The organism is Allokutzneria multivorans (assembly GCF_039537405.1).
Classification (GTDB): domain Bacteria; phylum Actinomycetota; class Actinomycetes; order Mycobacteriales; family Pseudonocardiaceae; genus Allokutzneria; species Allokutzneria multivorans.
In genome coordinates this window covers 169,248-190,295 of sequence record NZ_BAABAL010000017.1, presented here as the reverse complement: position 1 = coordinate 190,295, position 21,048 = coordinate 169,248, and the positions used below count along the sequence as shown (strand labels likewise).

The 21,048-nt window shown below is 67.8% G+C and carries 24 protein-coding genes; 13 read left to right on the top strand and 11 right to left on the bottom strand.

What is annotated here, in order from left to right; translation table 11 throughout:
• Positions 1 to 56: 56 nt before the first annotated feature.
• The 5 genes from ABD798_RS22020 to ABD798_RS22000 all read left to right on the top strand — a co-directional run bounded on the left by ABD798_RS22020 (position 57) and on the right by ABD798_RS22000 (position 3,440).
• The gene (locus ABD798_RS22020) at positions 57 to 422 is read left to right on the top strand and encodes an S-adenosylmethionine decarboxylase family protein (RefSeq protein WP_344877773.1); all 366 of its coding nucleotides are present in this window, start codon (positions 57 to 59) and stop codon (positions 420 to 422) included.
• A gap of 81 nt (positions 423 to 503) precedes the next feature.
• The gene (locus ABD798_RS22015; RefSeq protein ID WP_344877771.1) at positions 504 to 1,694 is read left to right on the top strand and encodes a bis-aminopropyl spermidine synthase family protein; all 1,191 of its coding nucleotides are present in this window, start codon (positions 504 to 506) and stop codon (positions 1,692 to 1,694) included.
• Positions 1,691 to 2,152, top strand: a complete 462-nt coding sequence (locus ABD798_RS22010) for a GNAT family N-acetyltransferase (protein ID WP_344877769.1) — start codon at positions 1,691 to 1,693, stop codon at positions 2,150 to 2,152. The genes ABD798_RS22015 and ABD798_RS22010 overlap by 4 nt, the downstream gene beginning before the upstream one ends.
• The gene (locus tag ABD798_RS22005) at positions 2,149 to 3,192 is read left to right on the top strand and encodes an HAD-IIIC family phosphatase (protein ID WP_344877767.1); all 1,044 of its coding nucleotides are present in this window, start codon (positions 2,149 to 2,151) and stop codon (positions 3,190 to 3,192) included. Before ABD798_RS22010 ends, ABD798_RS22005 begins: the two co-directional genes overlap by 4 nt.
• The gene (locus ABD798_RS22000; protein ID WP_344877765.1) at positions 3,189 to 3,440 is read left to right on the top strand and encodes an acyl carrier protein; all 252 of its coding nucleotides are present in this window, start codon (positions 3,189 to 3,191) and stop codon (positions 3,438 to 3,440) included. Before ABD798_RS22005 ends, ABD798_RS22000 begins: the two co-directional genes overlap by 4 nt.
• A 71-nt stretch (positions 3,441 to 3,511) precedes the next feature.
• On the opposite strand, the gene ABD798_RS21995 is transcribed toward ABD798_RS22000, so the two are convergent.
• From ABD798_RS21995 to ABD798_RS21985, 3 genes are all read right to left on the bottom strand, one after another.
• A complete protein-coding gene (locus ABD798_RS21995; RefSeq protein ID WP_086819759.1) occupies positions 3,512 to 3,691 on the bottom strand; it encodes a DUF3073 domain-containing protein in 180 nt (59 codons plus the stop codon).
• Positions 3,692 to 3,819: 128 nt separating this feature from the next.
• Positions 3,820 to 4,770, bottom strand: a complete 951-nt coding sequence (locus ABD798_RS21990; protein ID WP_344877761.1) for a nucleoside hydrolase — start codon at positions 4,768 to 4,770, stop codon at positions 3,820 to 3,822.
• A gap of 749 nt (positions 4,771 to 5,519) precedes the next feature.
• Complete coding sequence (locus ABD798_RS21985; protein ID WP_344877759.1) at positions 5,520 to 6,761, bottom strand: DNA cytosine methyltransferase; 1,242 nt, start codon at positions 6,759 to 6,761, stop codon at positions 5,520 to 5,522.
• Between the two features lie 104 nt (positions 6,762 to 6,865).
• Here ABD798_RS21985 and ABD798_RS21980 point away from each other — a divergent pair, with 104 nt between their 5' ends.
• From ABD798_RS21980 to ABD798_RS21970, 3 genes are all read left to right on the top strand, one after another.
• The gene (locus ABD798_RS21980; RefSeq protein WP_344877757.1) at positions 6,866 to 7,363 is read left to right on the top strand and encodes a very short patch repair endonuclease; all 498 of its coding nucleotides are present in this window, start codon (positions 6,866 to 6,868) and stop codon (positions 7,361 to 7,363) included.
• Positions 7,364 to 7,435: 72 nt separating this feature from the next.
• A complete protein-coding gene (locus tag ABD798_RS21975) occupies positions 7,436 to 8,221 on the top strand; it encodes an HNH endonuclease (protein WP_344877755.1) in 786 nt (261 codons plus the stop codon).
• 71 nt (positions 8,222 to 8,292) lie between these two features.
• Positions 8,293 to 8,658 (top strand): hypothetical protein, encoded by a 366-nt coding sequence (locus ABD798_RS21970; protein WP_344877753.1) that lies wholly within the window; start codon positions 8,293 to 8,295, stop codon positions 8,656 to 8,658.
• 199 nt (positions 8,659 to 8,857) lie between these two features.
• Here ABD798_RS21970 and metG read toward each other — a convergent pair whose 3' ends face one another.
• Both metG and ABD798_RS21960 read right to left on the bottom strand, forming a co-directional pair.
• Positions 8,858 to 10,420, bottom strand: a complete 1,563-nt coding sequence (gene metG, locus ABD798_RS21965) for a methionine--tRNA ligase (RefSeq protein ID WP_344877751.1) — start codon at positions 10,418 to 10,420, stop codon at positions 8,858 to 8,860.
• Positions 10,421 to 10,510: 90 nt separating this feature from the next.
• A complete protein-coding gene (locus tag ABD798_RS21960) occupies positions 10,511 to 11,083 on the bottom strand; it encodes a hypothetical protein (protein WP_344877749.1) in 573 nt (190 codons plus the stop codon).
• A 20-nt stretch (positions 11,084 to 11,103) separates the two neighbouring features.
• On the opposite strand from ABD798_RS21960, the gene ABD798_RS21955 reads away from it, so the two are divergent.
• Positions 11,104 to 12,168 carry a WD40/YVTN/BNR-like repeat-containing protein gene (locus ABD798_RS21955; protein ID WP_425549251.1) on the top strand — a complete coding sequence of 355 codons (1,065 nt, stop codon included), beginning with the start codon at positions 11,104 to 11,106 and terminating at the stop codon, positions 12,166 to 12,168.
• On the opposite strand, the gene ABD798_RS21950 is transcribed toward ABD798_RS21955, so the two are convergent.
• The gene (locus ABD798_RS21950) at positions 12,153 to 13,187 is read right to left on the bottom strand and encodes an ArsR/SmtB family transcription factor (protein WP_344877745.1); all 1,035 of its coding nucleotides are present in this window, start codon (positions 13,185 to 13,187) and stop codon (positions 12,153 to 12,155) included. The genes ABD798_RS21955 and ABD798_RS21950 overlap by 16 nt on opposite strands.
• A gap of 255 nt (positions 13,188 to 13,442) precedes the next feature.
• Between ABD798_RS21950 and ABD798_RS21945 the strand changes: the two genes are divergently transcribed.
• Together ABD798_RS21945 and ABD798_RS21940 are read left to right on the top strand one after the other, a co-directional pair.
• The gene (locus tag ABD798_RS21945; protein ID WP_344877743.1) at positions 13,443 to 14,102 is read left to right on the top strand and encodes a C39 family peptidase; all 660 of its coding nucleotides are present in this window, start codon (positions 13,443 to 13,445) and stop codon (positions 14,100 to 14,102) included.
• Between the two features lie 134 nt (positions 14,103 to 14,236).
• Positions 14,237 to 14,878 (top strand): C39 family peptidase, encoded by a 642-nt coding sequence (locus ABD798_RS21940; protein ID WP_344877741.1) that lies wholly within the window; start codon positions 14,237 to 14,239, stop codon positions 14,876 to 14,878.
• A gap of 65 nt (positions 14,879 to 14,943) precedes the next feature.
• Here the strand turns inward: ABD798_RS21940 and ABD798_RS21935 are convergent, their stop codons facing one another.
• The 4 genes from ABD798_RS21935 to ABD798_RS21920 are packed head-to-tail and all read right to left on the bottom strand — an operon-like array spanning position 14,944 to position 18,501.
• Positions 14,944 to 16,182, bottom strand: a complete 1,239-nt coding sequence (locus tag ABD798_RS21935; RefSeq protein ID WP_344877739.1) for an ABC transporter permease — start codon at positions 16,180 to 16,182, stop codon at positions 14,944 to 14,946.
• The gene (locus ABD798_RS21930; protein WP_344877737.1) at positions 16,179 to 16,880 is read right to left on the bottom strand and encodes an ABC transporter ATP-binding protein; all 702 of its coding nucleotides are present in this window, start codon (positions 16,878 to 16,880) and stop codon (positions 16,179 to 16,181) included. The genes ABD798_RS21935 and ABD798_RS21930 overlap by 4 nt, the downstream gene beginning before the upstream one ends.
• Complete coding sequence (locus ABD798_RS21925; RefSeq protein ID WP_344877735.1) at positions 16,877 to 17,962, bottom strand: peptidoglycan-binding protein; 1,086 nt, start codon at positions 17,960 to 17,962, stop codon at positions 16,877 to 16,879. The genes ABD798_RS21930 and ABD798_RS21925 overlap by 4 nt, the downstream gene beginning before the upstream one ends.
• Positions 17,959 to 18,501 (bottom strand): hypothetical protein, encoded by a 543-nt coding sequence (locus ABD798_RS21920; RefSeq protein ID WP_344877733.1) that lies wholly within the window; start codon positions 18,499 to 18,501, stop codon positions 17,959 to 17,961. Before ABD798_RS21920 ends, ABD798_RS21925 begins: the two co-directional genes overlap by 4 nt.
• Before the next feature lie 160 nt (positions 18,502 to 18,661).
• Between ABD798_RS21920 and ABD798_RS21915 the strand changes: the two genes are divergently transcribed.
• The gene (locus ABD798_RS21915) at positions 18,662 to 19,315 is read left to right on the top strand and encodes a response regulator transcription factor (protein ID WP_344877731.1); all 654 of its coding nucleotides are present in this window, start codon (positions 18,662 to 18,664) and stop codon (positions 19,313 to 19,315) included.
• A 7-nt stretch (positions 19,316 to 19,322) separates the two neighbouring features.
• Positions 19,323 to 20,504, top strand: coding sequence for a sensor histidine kinase (locus ABD798_RS21910; protein WP_344877729.1), 1,182 nt, complete (start codon positions 19,323 to 19,325; stop codon positions 20,502 to 20,504).
• Here the strand turns inward: ABD798_RS21910 and ABD798_RS21905 are convergent.
• Positions 20,499 to 21,014, bottom strand: coding sequence for a hypothetical protein (locus ABD798_RS21905; RefSeq protein ID WP_344877727.1), 516 nt, complete (start codon positions 21,012 to 21,014; stop codon positions 20,499 to 20,501). The two genes, ABD798_RS21910 and ABD798_RS21905, sit on opposite strands and share 6 nt — an antisense overlap.
• Positions 21,015 to 21,048 lie beyond the last annotated feature (34 nt).

Genomic DNA, 21,048 nt, shown 5'->3' with positions numbered 1-21,048 from the left:
GGGGTGCCCGAAGCCTTCGGGAAGTCCTCCGGCCGAGGGACAACTACCCTCGCCGCATGGCGGATGACGGAGCGGTCGAGGTCGGCGAGCTGTGCTCCTACGCGGTCGACGCGTGGGTGGCCGACCCCGCGATCCTGACCGACGAGCCCGCGCTGCTGCGACTGCTCACCGAAGCCGCGCTCGCGGGCGGCGCGACGATCCTCGGCGAGTCCCGGCACGTCTTCCCCAACGGCGCGGTGACCGCCGTCCTGGTGCTCTCGCAGTCGCACCTGAGCATCCACACCTGGCCCGAGTTCACCCTGGCCAACATCGATCTGCTCGCCTACGGCCGGATCAACGCCGAGCGCATGATCACCACGCTGGAGGCTGGACTGTCCCCGGTGCGCACCAACGTCTCCCGACTGCTCCGCGCCACCAGGTGAACCCGCTGGTGAGCACGCCGGTTGCTAAGCTCGCCGCACCATGTTGAACAGCACCGTGTTGACCTGTCTGCGATTCGCCTCATGAGCGCCGAGTCCCAGAATCCTGACCTGGCACTGCTCGCCGAGGTGGCCGACGCAGTGCGGCTGCAGGAGGGCGAGATGGGCGTCCGCGCCATCCTCCAGGCCTTCCGCCAGCTCGCCCCGGCACCGACGAGGGCGATCAGCCGCCGCACCGGCCTTCCGCTGCCCATCGTGGCCGCGGTCGGCAACGAGTTGCGCAGCCGCGGCCTGCTCGGCGAGGAGCGGCCCTCCCGGCTCACCCCGCGCGGGCACGCGCTGACCACCGAACTGGGCGTCGAGCTCAACCTCGACCCGGACTGCTACCGCTGTGGCGGTCTGGAGATCGCCATCCCCGCGGTGCTCAACGAGGCCGTCGAGCGGATGAAGCGGATCATGGCCGCCGCGCCGGGCGTGAACGTCGCGCTCGACCAGTCGCTGTGCACCGCCGAGACCAAGGTCCGCAGGGTGCTCGCGCTGATCAGGGCGGGCGTGCTGCCGGGCGGCTCGGTGCTGCTCGTCGGCGACGACGACCTGGTCTCGATCGCGATCGGCGTGGTCAGCGACGTCCTCGACGTGCCGTTGGCCAGCAAGGTCACCGTGGTCGACCTCTCCGCGGACATCCTGGAGTACATCGCCGACACCGCAGACACCCTCGGCATCGACGTGGACCTGGTGCAGCACAACCTGCGCGACCCGCTGCCGGAGGAGCTGCGCGGCCAGTTCGACGCGGGCATGACCGACCCGCCCTACACCGCGGAGGGCGCGAAGCTGTTCCTCTCCCGCGTGGTCGAGGGCCTCAAGCCGGGTGCGGCGCGCAACGTGCTGTTCTCCTTCGGCGCCAAGGGGACCGAGGAGATGCTGGACGTCCAGCGCGAGGTCCTCGGCCTCGGCCTGGTCACCCACGGGATGATCCGCAACTTCAACGAGTACGAGGGCAGCGGCATCCTCGGCGGCACCGGGTTCCTGCAGCACCTGCTGACCACGGCGGAGACCGCGTCCTCGGTGGCGGGCAGCTACGAGGGCCCGCTCTACACCAGGGAGAAGCGCTCCCGGCAGCGCGAGTACGAGTGCGTCTCGTGCTCGGCGAAGATCCCCGTCGGGGTCGGCGCGGCGTTCGACTCGGTCGCCGAACTGCGCGAGGCCGGGTGCCCGGAGTGCAAGGGCGGCCCGTTCCGGCCGTTGCAGCTGGTGGCGGAGTCGGAGTCGAAGTGACCTCGTACGTCGTGCGCCAGGCCGAGGAGCGGGACCTGGACACCATCGCGGACTTCGAGGTGGAGATCGCCAAGATCTCCTTCGGCGACGACGCGGTGGACGATCCGGCGACGCACCGCAAGAAGCTGGCCAACGCGCTGAAGAAGCAGCCCGAGGGCATGTTCGTGGCCTCGCGCGGTGCTGAGGCGCCGGTCGGCTGGCTGTGGATGGCGCTCAACACCAACTTCCTCACCGGCGACCGCTACGCCAACTTCCGCTCGCTCGCGGTCGCGGAGCTGCCGGAGCGGACCGAGGTCGCGGAGCTGCTGCTGGAGGAGGGCCTCGCCTTCGCAGCGCGCAACGAGCTGACCGAGGTCACCGGCAAGGTGCACGTCGGCAACACCGGCATGCGCTCGCTCTACCGGAAGTACGGCTTCGAGTCGACGCACCTGTCGATGCGCCTGGACATGAGGAAATGAGTTCTGGCCGCTCGGTGAAGTGCGTCGTCTGGGACCTCGACGGCACGGTGTGGGACGAGGTCGCGATCGAGGGCGACGGGCAGAGCCTGCCGACACCACGACCCGACGTGCTGCGCGCGATCGACGTGCTCGCCGAGCGCGGCATCCTGAGCAGCGTCGCCAGCCGGACCGACCCGTCGCTGCTCGCGCTGCTCAAGTCCACCCCTGAGCTGGCGGAACGTTTCGTCGCGCCGCAGCTGGGCTGGGGCGACAAGAGCGATTCGCTGCGCCGGATCGCCGCGGAGCTGGGCATCGGCCTGGACACCCTCGCGTTCGTCGACGACACCGCCTTCGAGCGCGCGGAGGTCGCGGCGCGCGCCCCCGAGGTGCTCGTCCTCTCCCCCGAGGAGCTGGCCGCGCGGTTGGACGAACCGCCGCTGCTGCCTCCGGTGCTCACCGACGACAGCCGGGCGCGTGTCCGCCGCTACCGCGAGGACTCCGATCGCAAGGCCGCCGCGGCGAGCTTCGGCGGCTCCCGCGAGGACTTCCTGCGCGACTGCGACATGCGGCTGGCGGTGCGCGAGGCTCGCCCTTCGGACCTGGACCGGCTGCTGGAGCTGGCCACGCGGACGCACCGGCTCAACTCGACCGGTGAGGTGCCGTCGGCGGAGGAGCTTCGCTCGATGCTCGCTTCGCCGGAGTGGTTCGTGCCGGTGGCTCGGTTGACCGACCGCTTCGGCAGCTACGGGATGATCGGCGCGGCGTTGGTGGAGCGCCGCGACGCCGCGTGGCGGGTGCACTTGCTCGCGCTGTCCTGCCGGGTGGCCGGGCGCGGAGTGGCGCTGGCGTTCCTGCGCTGGCTGATGGAGCGCTCCGGCGCTGGCATCGAGGTGCTCATGCGCCCGACCAGCGCGAACCTCGAACTGCGCGTGCTGTTCCGGCAGTGCGGGATGCGCGTGGTCGAGCAGCCCGCGCACGACCTGGCCGTGCTCGGAGCCCCCGCGGGCACACCGCCCCCGGACGCGCCGGCCTGGCTGACGATCGTGGAGGAGGACTCATGAGCACCGACGCGGTGGTCCGCGAGCTGATCGCCGAGGCCATCGGCCAGGACGAGGCCGTCGTGGCCGCGTTGCCCGGGGACACCCGGTTGTTCGGCCCCGAGGTCGGCCTCAGCTCGCTCGCGGGCGCGCGCCTGCTGGACTCCGTGCGCGAGCGGTTCGGGGTCGACGTCGCCGCCGAGGACCTGAACCTGGACGCGCTGGAGTCCATCGCGAGCCTGTCCGGCTTCGTGGACCAGCACCAGCGCTGAGGAGCTGAGAAGAGGAAGACTGAAGCCGCCCCGGCCACGGTGCTCGTGGTCGGGCGGCTCAGCTCAGATGTTCACCCGCGGTAATCGTCATACCGGTCGTCGAGTTCGAGGCGGTCGTCCGGCCTGCGATCCGCCGACGACCCCCCGCCCGACAACTCGTTCTGGAGTGCATGCAGGTCAGTTGGGTGAGAGCTGTACTTGAGCTCCCTTGCCACCTTGGCCTGCTTTGCCTTGGCTCGGCCGCGCCCCATAGCTCGACCTCCCTATACGAGGACAAGCGGGCCTCACCCGTGGGCGGCTCCGCTTGTCTGGGCATCTGTTCCTGCAAATATCGTAGCGTGCCCCGCCGACAGCGGAAGCAGACAGCCGCCCTTGCCGATCAAGGTGCGCCGGCGGTCCCCGCTTGCAGGGCCCGCAACATCCGGTCGAGGAACTCGGCCTCCTCCAGCTCCGCCGCGATCTTCACCGCGGGCCGCTCGGCGGTCGTGTCCTGGTAACCGCGCAGGTCGGCGACGGTGGTTCCCCTGGTGTGCGTGCCCCGCAGCTCCACGTGCACCGGAAGCTCGCGGTAGCGCGCCAGTTCCGGGTCCAGCAGGATCGCCGCCGCGAGAGGGTCGTAGAGCGTGCACTGACGCACCCCGACCAGCGGCTCGTAGAAGTCGACGTAGTGGCCGAGAACACCGCTCGCGAACCGGGCCCGGGGGCTGTCGTGGGCCGCGAGTTCATCCAACCAGGTGGCATTGGCGATGGCGTGCGCCGTCGCTTCGAGGCCCACGAGCGTGAGGTCGAACCCCGCCCCCAGAACAAGATCAGCCGCTTCCGGGTCGTTGTGGATGTTGGCCTCCGCGTGCGCCGTCGCGTTGCCCGGCGCCCACACCGCCCCGCCCATCACCACGACCTTGCGCAGCAGCTTCGGCAGCTCCGGCTCCACCAGCAGCGCCACCGCCACGTTCGTCAACGGCCCGAGCGCCAGCAGGTCCAGCTCCCCCGGGTACCGCCGCGCCAGCCTGACGAGCTGCTCGACCGCCGACTCCTCCGTCGGCGTGCCCTTCGGCTTCGCCCCCGCGACGTTGCCGAGGCCGTCATCGCCGTGCACGTGCTCGTAGGTCCTCAGCGGCTGCGCCATCGGCCTCCTCGCGCCCACGGCGACCGGCACGTCCCCCCACCCCACCAACTCCAGCACCCGCAACGCGTTCTCGGCAGCCGTGTCAGCCGCCACGTTGCCGTGCACCGTTCCCACGCCCACCAGCTCCACCCCCGGCTGCGCCGCGAGGTAGAGGATCGCGAGCGCGTCGTCGATCCCAGGGTCGGTGTCCAAGACGATCCGCATGGGTGCGAGTCAACCAAGCCACCCCACCGCGGCGCTCCCCTCTGCTAGATGTCTCTCCATCCGTTTGCGGCACTGGCAAACCGAGGGAGACACGAAGAAAAGCTACGGCTACAGCGTGACCCGCTCCAGCAATCGCTACTCGGGCGATAAATCTAAGGCAGTTCTAACTGCGTGTTCACAACTCAGGACAGGTCTGCGGTGATCAGCGAGTCAGAAGCTGGCACGTTTGACGAACTAGCGGCTGCGCCGCCCCAGCTTCTCCCGCAGGCGCCAATGCCAACGCCAAGCATGCGCCTCGCGATGCCACTTTCACGAAGCCAACAACAGGGGACGTACGTCACAGTCCTTGCCCACGTACAGTTTGATGAACTCGCGTAATCATGGCGCGCGACTGGGCACATAAACGAGATGACTAAGCACAGTCGGCAGCGCGATGACGTTGCCAACACTAGCGCGGCGATACCGAGCATCAAGACCAGTCTCACTCAACAGAGAAGAATGAGCTCATGAGCCATCTGGACCCCGGCTGCCTGACTTGAACCAGCTAATGATCCCTTTCACTCAAAGCGCCACTGAATCAAGCCTCATGCGGAACCAGTCAAACGGGCTCTTGAAACCGAGTTTGCTCAACAAGCCCAGTCCAAACCGCCTAAAATAGCACCTGAAAGACGCATCGCGCAGTCACGACAAACCCGATGAAGCTGTATCGCCCCCCATGAAGCTAGACCGAATCAGGCAGGTCATGCACATCAACTAATTCTTGCCTTATGCTTGAGAAAAATCTCATTTCTCAGATGACCTTCTTGTCCCGTAAAGGCCTTGAACGGGCCAAGTTTATATGCCATCACGTTGGCATCATCGTTGATTTCAATAACAAAATCACGACTGAGATCACTAATTGCACGCTCCAGCTCATGCACCTCAAGGGACCTGCCCAAGACCCTCTCCAACTGGCGATGACTCATAAAATCATTAATCTTGCGCAACGCCAGATAGATTGGATCATGTTCGACGTCAACCGTTCGATCCCGACGCTCCCCAACTTGCCTAAGGGCTTCATGAATACGTCGACCAACAGCCTCCGCAACAGGAGGAGGAAATGCATTACCGATCTGCCTGTAGCGAGACGTCTTGCGCCCCTCGAATTCCCATTCGCCAGCTTTCCAACCTTGAATTCGAGCAACCATCTCGCAAGTCAACTTTGGGCCAATCTTAAACTTGTCACCAGGCCCTGGTGGCGCATCCGCGACGCCCATCGCGTCCACGCCCAGCTCAGCCCATGCCTTTTTTGCCCGAGTTGGTCCCAGGTCGGCGCCGCCGTGCTTTTTAGAGCCACCCACGATTGTTGGAGCAATTTGCTGGGCCCCTCGAGCCCAAGCATCAGCCCCTTCCCACCCTCCGGACGCCATCAGGTCACGAAGCGTGTCACCTACTGTAGGGGGAGCCCCAACCGGCTCTGGCCACGAAAAGTAGGGCGAGTATTTGTTCTGCAAGGCAACCAGCACAAATCTTGGCCTCAGCTGAGGAACACCAAAATCGGATGCTTGCAACAGTCTCCATTCGGCCACGTACCCCATGTGAGAAAGACGGTCTAGAACATGTTGCCGATAACCAGCGAAGCGGGGCATACTTAGCCCTCGAACATTTTCCAGCATCAAAGCTTGAGGCTTGATAAGGTCACACAACTCGACCGACCACGCAAACAGATCTCGCTCATCATTGGCACCCAGCTGCTTTCCGGCAATACTGAATGGCGGGCATGGAACCCCTCCAGCAAGCAACGAAACACCCAGATGCTCAATAGGGTTCCATACTGCAAGATCAGCCACATCGCCTGTGACGACCTCACCAGAACTGAGATTCCTCCGCAACGTCGCCGAGGCGTTCGCGTCAAGCTCAACAGCAAGCCGATGCCTGAACCCGGCCTTTTCCAGGCCGAGCGCCTGACCACCTGCACCAGCACAGATCTCTACCACTTCGAGGCCGGGCAACAGGTACTCCTCTTCTAGTCAGAATGATCAAGCAAGCAACCGCGTGCAGTATCGTCCATGGACACCAGGTTCCATACGTACACCATCGCAACAGGTGACAGCGCATGTCTGATAAGAGCAGCGGCGATGATCGCGACAGCGCACGCGCAAGCGGGCTCCACCCCACCCCGTTGAACGCTGGACGTTCGCGCAACATGAGAGCAATCCGGAGGGCTGACACCAAGCCGGAGATCGCGCTGCGCAAAGCGCTCTTCGGCTTGGGCTACCGCTACCGCAAAGACCTGCTCTTGCGGCTTCCCAATGGTGTGCGAGTCAAGCCTGACATCGTCTTCACGGCCCGCAAGGTAGCGATCTTCGTCGACGGCTGCTTCTGGCATGCCTGCCCCACCCATGGGCGACAGCCCACGACCAACGAGTGGTACTGGACACCGAAGCTCCACAGGAACGTCCAACGCGATCGAAGGGTCAACGATGCCCTCACGGTCGCAGGCTGGCACGTGGTCCGCCTGTGGGAGCACGAGGAGCTGTCCGCAGCTGTAGACAGCGTCGTCGGAGTGCTCAACCATGTCGAACATGGGTCCGACGATAGCCCGACGGACTGACACACCCTGCCGAACGGTCTAGGGCCAGATGATGACCTTGAGGTACCTCAACAAACAGGACACACTGGACAGATGCTTCCCGAATCGAACGGCGAGTCACCACTGGCACCCGATGGCGTTCCGTGGTGGCAGGTCCAGATAACTCCAGGAAAAAAGAGCAAGTTCGGAGCAGAGAAGAGACTGTCAGCTTATTTGTGGTTCAATGTGGAAGTTGGCGAAACTTTCACCATGAGACAGCTTCGAAGCAATCTAGGAAATGAAGGAGTCCCGGAAAGCGCCGAGCATCTCAACCGACGACTTCGCGCACTTCGACCAGACGGATGGCTCATCGCTTCTTACAAAGATGAGCCTCAAAATCTTCCGACTGACACCTACCGACTCGACAAGAAGGGATCACGCGGCTGGCTTGGCGAGCGAGCACCAAAGGATTCTGTATCCCAAAAGAATCGCCGCCTGGTGTTTGAGCGTGACGGGCACCGTTGCACCGTGTGCGGCGTTGGCGTCAGAGAGCCTTACCCAGGCGAACCTGGCACTGCAGCCAAGATAACCATCGGGCATCTAATCCCCCAAGCACGAGGCGGATCATCACAGCCTGAAAACTTGCAGACGGAATGCGCTCGATGCAACGAACCTTTGCGAGACATTCTCGCCAACCCTGAGACTCGAGATGAAATTCTAAAAGACGTACAAAACCTACCGCATACCGACATCGAATCACTACTTTCCTGGCTAGAAAAGAAGCGACGTCCGAGATCGAAAGTTGATGTCATCTTCGATCGCTCACGAAGACTTTCCCTGATCGATCAAGAATCGCTTGTCGACAGCATCCGAGAAGTTATCGAAAAACACAAGATCTGAACATTGAGCGCAATAAAATAGGGTCTCCTACTACTGGATCAACTAATTTGACGAACGTACACGGAGAGCGCATGGGGGATGACATGCCGGAACCGGTGATCATGACGATGGCGGCGGTGTTGGCGACGAAGGCCGCGACGTCCGCGTTCGGTGGGCTTGTTCGGTGGGTGAAGGAGCAGTTGAGCCCGGAGGCGCGGGCGGCGTTGGAGGCCGCGGTCGAGGCGCCGGAGGACGAGGTGCGCGTCGGGGAGCTGAGCAGGGAGCTGGAGCGGGCGGAGCAGGCGAACCCGGAATTCGGGCGCGAGCTGCGCGAGAGGTACGACAGGGCCAAAGTGGAGATCCACGCGGACGGCGGCAGCGTGGTGAGCCACATCTCTGGCGACGTCAGCGGCAAGGCCGTCCAAGCGCGCGACGTCCACGGCGGCATCAACCTGTAGCGCCCCGCCCTCCCACGGCGAGCCGTCACGGCGCCAGCCTAGGTCGGGGGTACTTGACGACTGGCGAACCCGATGCCGGACTGGCCGCGTATTTGCCGTGGTTTGAGACCGCCGGGGGTGGGGTTCGCGGGTCTTGAAGACGGGCGAACCGGCCCTGTGAACGTTCAACTCAATCGTTCACTGGGCCGGTTCGCGCGGGTCAGGACGCGTCTGTGGGGAGTTCCAGGCGGGGGAAGAGGGCCGGGGGCTTGGTGATGGCGCGGCCGGTGAGGTCGGAGAGCCACGCGTCGGCGGCGGGGACGCTCTCGGCCTTCTCGCCGAGGGCCTCCAGGATCGCGGCGCTGGGCACGGGCAGGTACGGCTGGATGAGCCCGCCGAGCTGCCGGACGGCACCGACGAGGTGGTGCAGCGTGGTGTCGAGCAGGGCCTCGGACTCGGGGGTGCCGGCCTTCGCGAGGTGCCACGGGGCGCGCTCGTCGACGTAGGCGTTGGTGCGCCGGACGAGGTCCCACACCTTGGTCAGGGCCTCGCGGTGGTCGTAGCGGACCATCGCCTCAAGGGACTCGCGCGCACTGACGGCGACCTGCTCGGCCAGGGACTGCTCGGGCGCCTCGACGGGGCCGGGCGCGGGGACGATGCCCTCGCGGTAGCGCTGCGTCATGCTGGTGACGCGGCTGACGAGGTTGCCGAGGCCGTTGGCCAGGTCGGTGTTGTAGCGCGAGACGAGCCGCTCCTCGCTGAAGTCGCCGTCGCCGAAGGGCGAGAAGTCGGCGAGCAGGAAGTAGCGGATCGCGTTGACGCCGAACTGCTCGACGAGGGCGACCGGGTCGACGGCGTTGCCGAGAGACTTGCCGATCTTGCGCCCGCCCGCGGTGATGTAGCCGTGCACCATGATCTCGGTGGGCAGCGGCAGCCCCGCGGACATGAGCATGGCGGGCCAGTACACGGCGTGGAACCGGGTGACGCCCTTGCCGACCACGTGCACGCGGTCATCGGCCTCGACCCAGTACTTGCGCCAGTTCTCGTCGTCGCGGAACCAGCCGAGGGCGTTGGTGTAGTTGGTCAGCGCGTCGATCCAGACGTACATGACCTGGCTGTCGTCGTCCGGGACCGGAATGCCCCAGCCGCGCGCGCGAGCCATCGAGCGGGAGATGCTGATGTCCTCGAGCCCCGCGCGGACGAAGCTGGTCACCTCGTTGCGGCGGGTCTCCGGGACGATCTTGATCTCGCCGGAGTCCAGCGCGCTCAGCAGGCGGTCGCCGTAGCGGGAGAGCTTGAAGAAGTAGTTGGTCTCGCTGACCAGGTCGGGCACGGTGAGGTGCTCAGGGCACTTGCCGTCGACCAGCTCGTCCTCACCGTAGAACTGCTCGCAGCCCACGCAGTACAGGCCGGAGTACTCCTTGGTGTAGATGTCGCCGCTGGCGGCCATCCTGCGCCAGATCTCCACGGCGCCGTCGATGTGGTCCTGGTCGACGCTGGTCCGGATGAACCGGGTGAGGCCGACCTCAAGGCGCTTCATCAGCTCCTCGAAGAAGACCACGTTGCTCGCGACGAGCTCCTCGGCGGAGACGCCCGCCTTCTCGGCGGCGAGCACGTTCTTCAGAGCGTTCTCGTCGGAGCCGCTGAGCACGTAGACGTCCTGGCCGCGCATGGCCATGTGCCGGGCGAACGCGTCCGTCTGGACCCACTCCAGCGCGTGGCCCAGGTGCGGGCTGGCGTTGACGTAGGGAATCGTCGTGGAGATGAAGGACGCGCCGGACATGGTCTCCCCAGCATTTGGTTGAGCAAGAGCGGGTCGTCACCCAGTTTAGTGGCAGCGGGCACGGCGTTTTCCGCAGGTCAGCCCAGCAGGTCAGCCCAGAGCCGCCAGCACCGCCTCGCCCCTGGCCGAGAGCCGGTAGCCCACGGCGAGGCTTTCGGTCAGCCCCAGCTCTTTCAGCTTGCGAACGTCCACTTTGAACAGTCGCGTCTCCCGGCCCCGCCTGCCGGCGAGGTGGGCGGCGGGCTCCCCTGGGCTCTCCGCGATCAGCCGCAGCACGGCGAGCGTCCACGCGCCGTGCGTGCTCGCGGAGTCGAAGCGGTCCAGACGAGCACGGATCTCGGTCAGCTCGGCGGGGGTCGGAGCCCGCTCGCGCAGCGCAACGCGCGGATCGGCGCCTGTGAGCCGGACCTGGACGCGGTAGATCTCCCCCGGTCGCCGGTCCAGCTCGGCCAGCAGCTCGTCGAGCGAGGAGTACCCGGCGCGGCGCGCGGCCTCGGCGGAGATCTCCTGAGACCCGACGACCTCGACGGAGACGAACTCGACGACTCCTGCGGCGGTGCGCTGGCTGCCGCCGGTGCGCGCGGCGGGCTTGGTCCACCTGCGGAACGCCAGGTCGGCGCGCCCCTGCGCGAGGGCGTCGAGAAACCGTTGGGGGAACAACACGCGCTGCTCCTTCCAGCTCTATGAACCACTGCTCGCGGCCACTACCTTGCGACCGCATGAGGTGGTTGCCCCTGAGTGTCGCCCTGCTCGTGCTGACTCCGCTTCCCGCGACGGCGGCAGCGTCACCATGGCAGCTCACCCCGACAAACACCGAAGCGCGCTTCCGAGGTCTGTCAGCCGTGAGCGACCGCGTCGCCTGGGCGGGCGGCAGCGGCGGGGTCGTGCTGCGCACCGTCAACGGTGGCCGTGCGTGGCAGCGCGTCGATCCGCCGGGCGCGAGCGCGCTCCAGTTCCGCGACATCCACGCCTTCGACGCGGACCGCGCGGTGGTGCTGTCGATCGGCGAGGGCACGGACTCACGGGTCTACCGGACCTCGGACGGCGGGCGGAGCTGGCAGCTGGCCTTCCAGAACGCCGAGCCGAAGGCGTTCTACGACTGCCTCACGTTCTTCGACTCGCGCAACGGCATCGCACTGAGCGACCCGGTGGACGGGAAGTTCCGCATTCTGTCCACTTCGGACAGTGGGCGGAGCTGGAGTGTGTTGCCCGACAAGGGAATGCCGCCCGCTCTGGCCAAGGAGGCCGCGTTCGCGGCGAGCGGTCAGTGCCTGGTCTCCTCTGGTCGCCGAGACGCGTGGTTCGCGACGGGCGGCGGGACGAGGTCGCGGGTCTTCCACTCCGACGACCGTGGACGTACTTGGCGCGCAACGGAATCACCGGTCGCGGCGAGCGAGAGCGCCGGGATCTTCGGGATGGCCTTCACCGGGAAGCGCGAGGGCGTCGCGGTCGGCGGGGACTTCGCCAATGCCACTGGGGCGAGCACCGTCGCGCTGACCGGTGACGGCGGCCGCACCTGGCAGGCGGGCCCGAGCCAGCTCGGCGGATACCGGTCGGGGATCGCCGTCCGGCCGAGGTCGGTGGTCGCGGTCGGGCCGACCGGCAGCGACGTGAGCCGGGACGGCGGGCGGAGCTGGACGCGCCTGGACGGCGGGAGCTTCGACACCGTCGACTGCACCACCGACGGCGCCTGCTGGGCCTCCGGTGAGCGCGGGCGGATCGCGAGGCTGAGCTACCGGCTGCCGTAAGCGCGCGACTCCTGGACCGCGCGCTCGGCGGGATTGCGCAGCAGCGACGCCCCGAGCGGCGTGAGCGTGTGCAGCACGGCGCTGCCGTAGCGACGGCTGGTCACCAGACCGGCGTTGCGCAGCACGGTCGCGTGCTGGCTGGCCGACGCCGGGGAGATGTTCATCCGCCGCGCCAGCTCGCTGGTGGTGTGCCCCGCCGCGACCGCTTCGAGCACTCCGGCCCGCGTGTTGCCGAGCAGCGCCGCGAGCGCGCGTTCGGCGTCGCTGCGTGCGCGCCGGGAATCGTCGCCGATCCACCTGGCGTCGCGTTCCACCGGATACACCAGCACCGGTGTCAACGTCGGATCCATCAGCGAAACCGGGTACTGGTAGCAGAAGAAAGAGGGAAGCAGGAGCAGCCCTCTGCCGTCCAAGCGCAGTTCTTGATCGACTGGGTACTCCACTTCCAGAATCGGGTACGACCAGCGCATCATCGGCCGCAACCCGGAAAGCAACCCCTCCGCGCCCGCGTCGAGCACGGTGCGGGCACGGACGGCGCGGTCGGAATCCACGCACGCCTGCAGGCGCGACTGGTACGGGGCGAGCGCGACCTCGTGGTAGGTGACGATCGCCGAGGTCAGCCTGCGCAGCACCTCCCGGTCACCCTCCGCGAGCGCGCTGACCCACGACGGCAACTGGTAGCGGTTGTCCAGCAGCTCCAGCTCGGCGCGCAGACGCTGCTTGGGCGTGCTCAGGATCGCCTCGATGCCCGCACGCAGGCCCTGAGAGCCGTTCGTCGGCGTCAGGAAGTCGGGGAAGTAGCCGCGCGGGGGCAGCAACGGGAGCAGCAGCCGCAACTGGTCGAGCAGGCTGGGCTGGGTGAAGGCCGAGCGGACCTGGTGCCGCCAGCCGTCGAAGATCGCGTCGCTGTCCCGCGCGAGCAGGCGTTGCACGCTCAGCACCGTCTCCCACAGCGGGTCCGGTGCGGCGGCGACGCGCGTCCTGCCCAGGTCCTCCGTGGTGAAGTGAATGCGCAGCATGGTGACTCCCGCTCTCCCCGGCGAACTGGAATCTGAAGAGAGTCACACGCATTCCGCTGAGTCAACAGGTGAGGACAAGACCTCGATGCGCGAGTTCCCCCTTGCGCCGAACGGAGCAGATCGGAATCGAATTACCGGCGCGTTCTTCGATCAGCCTTGAAGGGGGGCGCACAAAAGCGCCGACAGGGGCGAACCTGTTTCACGTGTGAGGCCACTCACACTCCGTGATCACCCCCTGCACCCACGGAGAACAGCATGATCAAGAGATTGACCGCCCTCGCGGTGGTCGCTTCGGCGGCCCTGTCCCTCGTCTCCGGTGGCGTCGTCTCCGCCGCCCCGGCGACCCCGGCGAGCAAGGCGGAGGCCAGCGCGGGCTCCGTCAACGCCCTGTCCAGCAAGGTCCTCAACCACACCTGGTACGGCCAGGAGACGTGGTACTGGTGCGGCCCCGGCTCGGCCAAGATGGCGATCGCCACCCGGCGCACGCCGCCCAGCCAGCAGCAGCTGGCGAACTACATGGGCACCACGACGAACGGGACCAACCACATCGGTCTCGTCCGCAACGCGCTGAACTACTACATCGGCACGAGCTGGTTCGAGGTCAAGAACCTGCCCGACCCGCCGTCGCAGGCCCAGCGCGACCGCCTGCAGTACGACCTGGTGCTCAACGTCAACAACAACTTCCCGATGGTCGCCAACGTGGTCAGCGGCTGGCGCCCGCCCGGCTACCCCGGCGGCACGATCTACCACTACGTCGCCGTCGTCGGCTACCGCGCCGGTGGTGCCGAGGCCCTCATCGCCGACCCGGCCGCCGCCGGGGCCGGCGGTGGGAGCTGGAACAACGTGCCGCGCACCTACTGGATCAGCACCTACAACCTGGGTACCTGGATCGGCGGAAAGGGCTACACCGCCTGAGTTCGCGGTCGCTCCACAGTGGACGCCCACGCACGTCCACTGTGGAGCCACTCGCCACCCCTGCCTCTGGCGGACAACTCCACATCGCAGTCCCGTCCGTCCTTTGTGGACGTCATCAGCAACGGAGACTCAACATGATCAAACGACTGGCAACCCTGCTGCTCGTCGGTGCGTCGACCATGACGCTCATCGCCGCCGGTACCGCGAACGCCGCCCCTGACGCGGCCTCCGAGGGCGTCGTCGCCCAGGCGGACAGCAAGGTACTGAACTACACCTGGCGCCGTCAGGAGACCGGCTACTGGTGCGGCCCCGGCTCCACGCAGATCGCGTTGAGCACCAGGATCTCCCCGCCCAGCCAGCAGACGCTGGCGAACTTCATGGGCACCACGACGAACGGGACCAACCACATCGGGCTCGTCCGCAACGCGCTGAACCACTTCGCGGGCACCACGTGGTTCGAGGCCAAGAACATGACGGACCCGCCCAGCCAGGGACAGCGGGACCTGCTCCGCCGCGACCTGGTTCTCAACATCGACAACAACTACCCGATCGTCGCGAACGTGGTCAGCGGCTGGCGCCCCCCGGGCTACCCCGGCGGCACCATCTACCACTACGTCGCGGTCGTCGGGTACCGGGCGGGCGGGGCCGAGGCCCTGATCGCCGACCCCGCCGGTGAGGGTTCCGGCGGCGGTGGCTGGGCCAACGTGCCGAGGGCGTACTGGATCAGCACGCACAACCTCGGCACCTGGATCGGCGGTAAGGGTTACGCCGCCTAGGAAAACCACTGCGAGAGGAAGCCGGGGAGCCCTGACCTCCCCGGCTTCCTCTTGTCGCGCCTGCCTCAGGCGGTCGCCAGCGCCTCGGTCGGCGAGAGCTTCGCCGCCTTGCCCGCCGGGAACCAGCCCGCCAGCGAACCGATCAGCACCGAGGCCCCCACCCCGGCCCCGATCGCCACGACAGGCACCGTGATCGGCCACCCGCTGTTGACCGACCACACGATGCTGATGCCCAGCCCGAGCAGGACCCCGAAGAGCCCGCCCAGCCCGGACAGCAGCACCGCCTCGGTGAGGAACTGCGCCCTGATCTGCCGCCTGCCCGCCCCGAGCGCGCGTCGCAACCCGATCTCCGAACGCCGCTCCAGCACGGAGACGACCATGGTGTTGGCCACCCCGACCCCGCCGACCAGCAGCGCGACCGCGCCGAGGCCGAGGAACATGGTGGCGAAGGTGTTCTGCGCGGTGATCTGCGCCTGCAACGCATCCGACGGCCTGCTGACGCTGACCTCGTTGGGGCTCTGCGGGTTCACCGTTCCCGGCAGCACCTCGCGGACCTGCTCGACGCTGTCGTCGTCGGAGCGCTCGTAGACGGTGCTGGGATGCCCGTCGAAGCGCAGCTTCTGCTCGGCGACCTCCCAGCCGACGAGCGCGGCGCGGTCCAGCTCCGGCACCAGCTGCACCGGGTCGAGGATGCCGACCACGGTGAACCACTGCGCGCCGAGCCACACCTGCGCGCCCGGCTTGTCGATGCCGAGGTGCTCGGCCGCCTTGTGCCCCAGCACAACTCCGGGATACTTGGCGATGGCGCCGTTGAGCCACGTCCCACTTCGGACACTCGCGCCGACGGTCTCCGGCAGGTTGAGCTTCGCCGCGAGCACGGAGATCCCGCCGGTCTCCCTGGCGTCGCTGAGGTCGGTGCGGAAGACGTTGACGTTGGGCACCGCGCCGGTCCCGCTCGCCTGCCGCACGCTGCCGATCCTGGCGACCATCTCCACCACCTCCTTCGGCAGCCGGGTCTCGTTGCCGAAGAACGACTTGCCCGCGCTCACCTGGAGCAGGTTGGTGCCGAGCTTGTCCAGCTGCGCCTTGAGCTCCGCCTGGCTGGCGGCGCTGATCCCGAGCACCGCCACCATCGCGGCGACCCCGATCGCGATGCCCAGCGCGGAGAGCACGGCCCGCGTCGGCCTGCCGACGACACCGGCGAGCCCCGCGCGGATCAGGTCGGCGAGACCGACCCTCGCGGACTTCGGCAACGGGCGCGGTTGCGGTGCCGCGCTCGCGGGCCGGTCGATGAGCGTGGTCATGCCGCCTCCCGGATCGAGGTGTCGTGCCGGATCGTCCCGTCCAGCAGCTCCACCCGGCGCGGCAGCGAGCGGGCGATCTCCTGGTCGTGGGTGATCACCGCGATCGTCGTGCCCTCCGCGTTCAGCTCGTGCAGCAGCGCGAGGACGCCCGCCCCGGAGCGCGAGTCCAGCGCCCCGGTCGGCTCGTCGGCGAGCAGGACGGCCGGTCGCGCCACCAGCGCCCGCGCGACCGCCACCCGCTGCTTCTCCCCGCCGGAGAGCTCGGCGGGCCGGTGCTCGACGCGGTGGCCCAGGCCGACCCGCTCCAGCGCCTCCAGCGCCCTGCGCCGCCGCTGCGCGCGGCTGAGCCCGTGGTAGAGCAGGCCCGTCTCCACGTTCTGCGCCGCGCTCAGGTGCGGGGTGAGGAAGAACTGCTGGAACACGAAGCCGATCCAGTTCGCCCGCACCGCGGAGAGCTGCCGGTCCGACAGCGCGGCGACGTCGTGGCCGAGCAGCCGCACCACGCCCTCGGACGGCCGGTCCAGCGTGCCCATGAGCTGGAGCATGGTGGACTTGCCGGAGCCGGACGGGCCGACGACCGCGAGCAGTTCGCCCTCCACGATCCGCAGCGACGCCTCGCGCAGCGCGCGCACGTCCCCGGCGTAGGTCCTGGAGACCCGCTCCATCTCGATCACCGTGGCGAGGGTCGGGTTCGTCATGCCGCGACCTTGATCCTGGCGCCCTCGCGGATGTCCGCGCCGGTCACCTCGACCTTGCCGTTGCCGAACAGGCCCAGCTCGACGCCGACCAGCTTCGTGCTGCCGTCGGGCTGCACCAGCTCCACGCCGTAGCCGCCCTCCGCCAAGCGCAGCAAGGCGTTCAGCGGCACCGCGAGCACGTTCTCCTTGCTCTCGCTGGTGAAGTAGACCGACACCGGCGCCCCGTCGAGCGCGCCCGCCGAGCCGGGGTCGTCGAGCACGACCTCCACGTCGACCGTGGGCGGGGAGCCGCCGAAGCCCTTGTCGTCCTCGGCTTTGGTCGCGACCGTGCCGACCGAGGTGATCCTGCCCGGCGCGCGCTTGCCACCGGGGAGCGCGACCTCGACCTTGGCGCCGTTCTTGGCGACCGACTGCTTGGTCACCGGCATCTTCACCGTGACGACGCGATCGGTGGTGCTGGCCGTGCCGAGCTTGCCCTGCGCGGGACCGCCGAGCGTGCCCTCGACCTTGGTCATCCGGATGTCGCTCGGCATGATCACCACGTCGCCGACGTCGATCGCGCCGGTCTGCTCGACGCCGAGCGCCTTCTGCCACTTCTTGATCGCCGCGGCCGTGGCGTCGTTGAACTTCTCGTCTGGGGTCTGCTTGAAGAACCCGAGATCGCGCAGGTTCTGCTCGACGATCTTGACGTCGGAGCCCTTGTCCACGCCGGAGGAGAGCTTGCGCCACAGGGGAACCCCGCCCCGCCACAGCGGCACCGTGCGGTCGTTGACGGAGTACAGCTGCTGGCCCTGCCTGACGACCTGGCCCTCCTTCGGCAGCGACGTGTAGATGCCGCCGCCGGAGCCGCCCGCCGTCACGTCGTAGGTGCCGCCGAAGCCGAGCTTGCCATCGACCTTCTCCTGCTGCACCAAGGTGGTCTTCTCGATCGCCGAGGTGGCGCCCGGCTTGGTCTTCGCGCCGTCGGCTGCGGCCGGGTCCCCTCCGCTGAGCAGTGCGGCCGTGGTGATCCCGCCCGCGGCGAGCACCGCGGCGGCTCCGACGACGATGGCGGCCCTGCGGCCGCTGCGCTTCTCGGTCACTTGCCACCACCCGGGCGCACCGAGACGAAGCCGCCCTTGCCGTCACCGCTGCACTTCTTGAGCGCCTCCTCCATCTTCGCCGGGTCCTTGTCCATGGGGATCGCCCTCGCCGAGCCGTCGGCACCGGGATCGGGCATGTCGACGCCGTTGTCCCGCATGCACTTCGCGAACTTCAGCTGCTCCTCCTTGAACTTCGGGTCGTTGGGGTTGAAGTCCTTGGCGCCGGAGTACTTCTCGCAGGCCTTGTTGGCCTTCTCGAACTTGTCCCTGTCCACATCGCCCTGGCCGAGCGTGATCGACGAACCGCCTTCGCCGAACTCGGGGTCGGGCATGTCCACGCCGTTGTCCCGCATGCACTTCGCGAACTTGAGCATGCGTTCCTTGGGGTCCTTGGGCACGTCCGCGTCGCTCTGCTCGGCGGTCTTGCCCTTGTCCCCGCCGAGCGAGGCGACCTTGTTGTCGGGCGTTCCGGAGCACCCGGCCAGCACCAGCGCCGACATCAGGACGGCGCTGACACCAGCGAGCCGCAGTGTTCTCATCGTGTCGCTCTCCTCGAATAGCTGACTTCGCCGTCGTCGGCGTTACGGCGACCAGGTCTACGTGGTGGGGTGTTTCGGAAGGTTTTCGTTCACCGGAAACCTTTCGGAAACCCCGGCCCGTGCAGGGTGGGCGGGTACAACCGAGCTGGTGGAGGGCCGGATGAGGGTGTTGGTGGCCGAGGACGAGAAGGTCCTCGCCGATCTGGTCGCCTCGGGGCTGCGGTCCGAGGCGATGGCCGTCGACGTCGCCTACGACGGGCTCACCGCGCACGAACGGCTCGCCGTGCACGACTACGACGTGGTGGTGCTCGACCGCGACCTGCCCGGCATGCACGGTGACGACATCTGCGGGGAGCTCGCGCGCTCGGCCAGCCGGACCAAGGTGCTGATGCTGACCGCGGCGGGCTCGCTGGACGACCGCGTGGACGGCCTCGAACTCGGCGCCGACGACTACCTGACCAAGCCGTTCGAGTACCCGGAGCTGGTGGCGCGCGTGCGCGCGCTGGCCCGCCGCGCCGCCCCCGTGCTGCCGCCCGTGCTCAGCGCGAAGGGCGTCGAGCTGGACGCGGCGCGACGCCGGGTCACCAGGGACGGCAGGCGGATCGAGCTGACACCGAAGGAGTTCGCCGTGCTGGAAGTGCTGCTGCGCGCGCAGGGCACGGTGGTCAGCTCCGAACAGCTGCTCAGGCAGGCGTGGGACGAGTTCGCCGACCCGTTCACCAACGCGGTGCGCGTGGCGATGTCGAAACTGCGCTCCAAGCTCGGCGAGCCGCCGGTGATCGAGACCGTTCCCGGCGCCGGCTACCGGATCTGAGGCCGCGATGGATCTGCTGCGGCCGACCGTGCGCACCAAGCTGACCGCGCTCTACACCGGACTCTTCCTGGCTTCCGGCACGGTGCTCGTCACCGTGGTCTACCTGCTGATGTCCCAGACGATCGCGGACCGGGTGTCGATCGCGGTGGCGAAGTCCGACGTGCCGACCGAAGCACAGATGCTGTGGAGCGGCGTGACACCGGGCATCCCAGCGTCCGGCGTCGAGTTCACGGCCGCGCGGCGGTTCGAGTTGCTGACCAAGGACATCGCCGCCGTCAGCGCCGACACCGCCCTGTCGTCCCTGCTGCTGTACTCCGCACTGGCGTTGATCTTCATCGCGGCGCTGTCGGTGGCGGCGGGCTGGTGGATCTCCGGCCGGGTGCTGCGCCCGCTGCACCAGATCACCGCGACGGCGCAGCGGCTGTCCTCGGCCAACCTGCACGAGCGGATCGCGCTGGCCGGTCCGCGCGACGAGCTGACCGAGCTGGCCGGGACCTTCGACACGATGCTGGACCGGTTGCAGCACGCGTTCGACAGCCAGCGCCGGTTCATCGCCAACGCCTCGCACGAGCTGCGCACGCCGTTGGCCATCCAGCGCGCGGCCATCCAGATCGGGCTGAAGAACCCCGACCGCGAGCAGCTCGCCCAGGTCAGCGAACAGATGCTGGAGGCCAACCGCCGCAGCGAACGGCTCATCGACGGGCTGCTGCTGCTCGCGCGCAGTGATCGCGGCATCGAGAACAGGGTTCCCGTCGAGCTGCACCGCATCGTCACCGACGTCGTCGAACAGCACGCGTCCGCCGCGGCGGGCCGTTCCATCGAGGTCGAGGTGAACGCGGAACCGTTGCTGGTGCTGGGAGATCTCGTGCTGCTCACTCAGCTCGTGACCAACCTCATCGGCAATGCGGTGCGGCACAACGTGGATGGCGGCCAGATCTGGGTTCGCACCAACGCGCGCAGCGGGCTCCAAGTGGTGAACACGGGCCGGGTGATCGATCCGTCGACAGTTCCACTGCTGTTCGAGCCGTTCCGCAGGGGCACCGAGCGCACGGGCTCCTCCGACGGTGGCGCCGGGCTCGGCCTGTCGATCGTGTCCTCGATCGTCCAGGCGCACGGCGGTTCCGTCGCGGCCGAGGCCAGGGCGAAGGGCGGCCTGCACGTGCGGGTCACGCTGCCGCTCAGGTCATGACCCGGTGTCGCGGAGCAGCGCGGCGATCTCGGCGCCGTCCAACATGATCCCGGTGGGCTCCACCCCGGCGGAGAACCACTCGACCAGGAATTCGAAGGGCTGCTCGGGCGGCAACGGCCACAGCGACAGCATCGCGTAGGTGCGGACCGCGTCGTCGCTGACCGTGGCCTCGGCCCAGGTGACGCTGAACGACGGCTCCAGCCGCCACGCACCGTCGCTGTGCCGGTAGCTCGGCCAGCCCCCGCCGTGCTCGACGGCGAGCGTGTCGTCGGCGAACCGGACGGCGAAGCGCGGCGAAGTGGCCGAGTCCGTCAGGCCCGCTCGGATCCGCTCCCACTCCGCGCCCGCGAGGCCATCGGACCTGGCGGTGACGCTCACCTCCAGGAGGCAGCCCTGCGGGGTGGCCCACATCGCGGTGACACCGACCGCGACGTTGTCGGTGCTGGCAACGGTCCGGCGGACCGGCACCACCGTGCCACCCGAGCCCTCGAAGGAGCAGAACGATTCCATGCTCCGAAGGTATCCCCGAAAAGCCCTGCCCAGT

Excerpts from the sequence above, each read along its gene's own strand:
- ABD798_RS22020 (WP_344877773.1), top strand. The coding sequence starts at position 57 with ATGGCGGATGACGGAGCGGTCGAGGTCGGCGAGCTGTGCTCCTACGCG.
- ABD798_RS22015 (WP_344877771.1), top strand. The coding sequence starts at position 504 with ATGAGCGCCGAGTCCCAGAATCCTGACCTGGCACTGCTCGCCGAGGTG.
- ABD798_RS22005 (WP_344877767.1), top strand. The coding sequence starts at position 2,149 with ATGAGTTCTGGCCGCTCGGTGAAGTGCGTCGTCTGGGACCTCGACGGC.
- ABD798_RS22000 (WP_344877765.1), top strand. The coding sequence starts at position 3,189 with ATGAGCACCGACGCGGTGGTCCGCGAGCTGATCGCCGAGGCCATCGGC.
- ABD798_RS21995 (WP_086819759.1), bottom strand. The coding sequence starts at position 3,691 with ATGGGGCGCGGCCGAGCCAAGGCAAAGCAGGCCAAGGTGGCAAGGGAG.
- ABD798_RS21990 (WP_344877761.1), bottom strand. The coding sequence starts at position 4,770 with ATGCGGATCGTCTTGGACACCGACCCTGGGATCGACGACGCGCTCGCG.
- ABD798_RS21980 (WP_344877757.1), top strand. The coding sequence starts at position 6,866 with ATGTCTGATAAGAGCAGCGGCGATGATCGCGACAGCGCACGCGCAAGC.
- ABD798_RS21975 (WP_344877755.1), top strand. The coding sequence starts at position 7,436 with ATGCTTCCCGAATCGAACGGCGAGTCACCACTGGCACCCGATGGCGTT.
- ABD798_RS21970 (WP_344877753.1), top strand. The coding sequence starts at position 8,293 with ATGGGGGATGACATGCCGGAACCGGTGATCATGACGATGGCGGCGGTG.
- metG (WP_344877751.1), bottom strand. The coding sequence starts at position 10,420 with ATGTCCGGCGCGTCCTTCATCTCCACGACGATTCCCTACGTCAACGCC.
- ABD798_RS21955 (WP_425549251.1), top strand. The coding sequence starts at position 11,104 with ATGAACCACTGCTCGCGGCCACTACCTTGCGACCGCATGAGGTGGTTG.
- ABD798_RS21950 (WP_344877745.1), bottom strand. The coding sequence starts at position 13,187 with ATGCTGCGCATTCACTTCACCACGGAGGACCTGGGCAGGACGCGCGTC.
- ABD798_RS21945 (WP_344877743.1), top strand. The coding sequence starts at position 13,443 with ATGATCAAGAGATTGACCGCCCTCGCGGTGGTCGCTTCGGCGGCCCTG.
- ABD798_RS21940 (WP_344877741.1), top strand. The coding sequence starts at position 14,237 with ATGATCAAACGACTGGCAACCCTGCTGCTCGTCGGTGCGTCGACCATG.
- ABD798_RS21935 (WP_344877739.1), bottom strand. The coding sequence starts at position 16,182 with ATGACCACGCTCATCGACCGGCCCGCGAGCGCGGCACCGCAACCGCGC.
- ABD798_RS21930 (WP_344877737.1), bottom strand. The coding sequence starts at position 16,880 with ATGACGAACCCGACCCTCGCCACGGTGATCGAGATGGAGCGGGTCTCC.
- ABD798_RS21920 (WP_344877733.1), bottom strand. The coding sequence starts at position 18,501 with ATGAGAACACTGCGGCTCGCTGGTGTCAGCGCCGTCCTGATGTCGGCG.
- ABD798_RS21915 (WP_344877731.1), top strand. The coding sequence starts at position 18,662 with ATGAGGGTGTTGGTGGCCGAGGACGAGAAGGTCCTCGCCGATCTGGTC.
- ABD798_RS21910 (WP_344877729.1), top strand. The coding sequence starts at position 19,323 with ATGGATCTGCTGCGGCCGACCGTGCGCACCAAGCTGACCGCGCTCTAC.
- ABD798_RS21905 (WP_344877727.1), bottom strand. The coding sequence starts at position 21,014 with ATGGAATCGTTCTGCTCCTTCGAGGGCTCGGGTGGCACGGTGGTGCCG.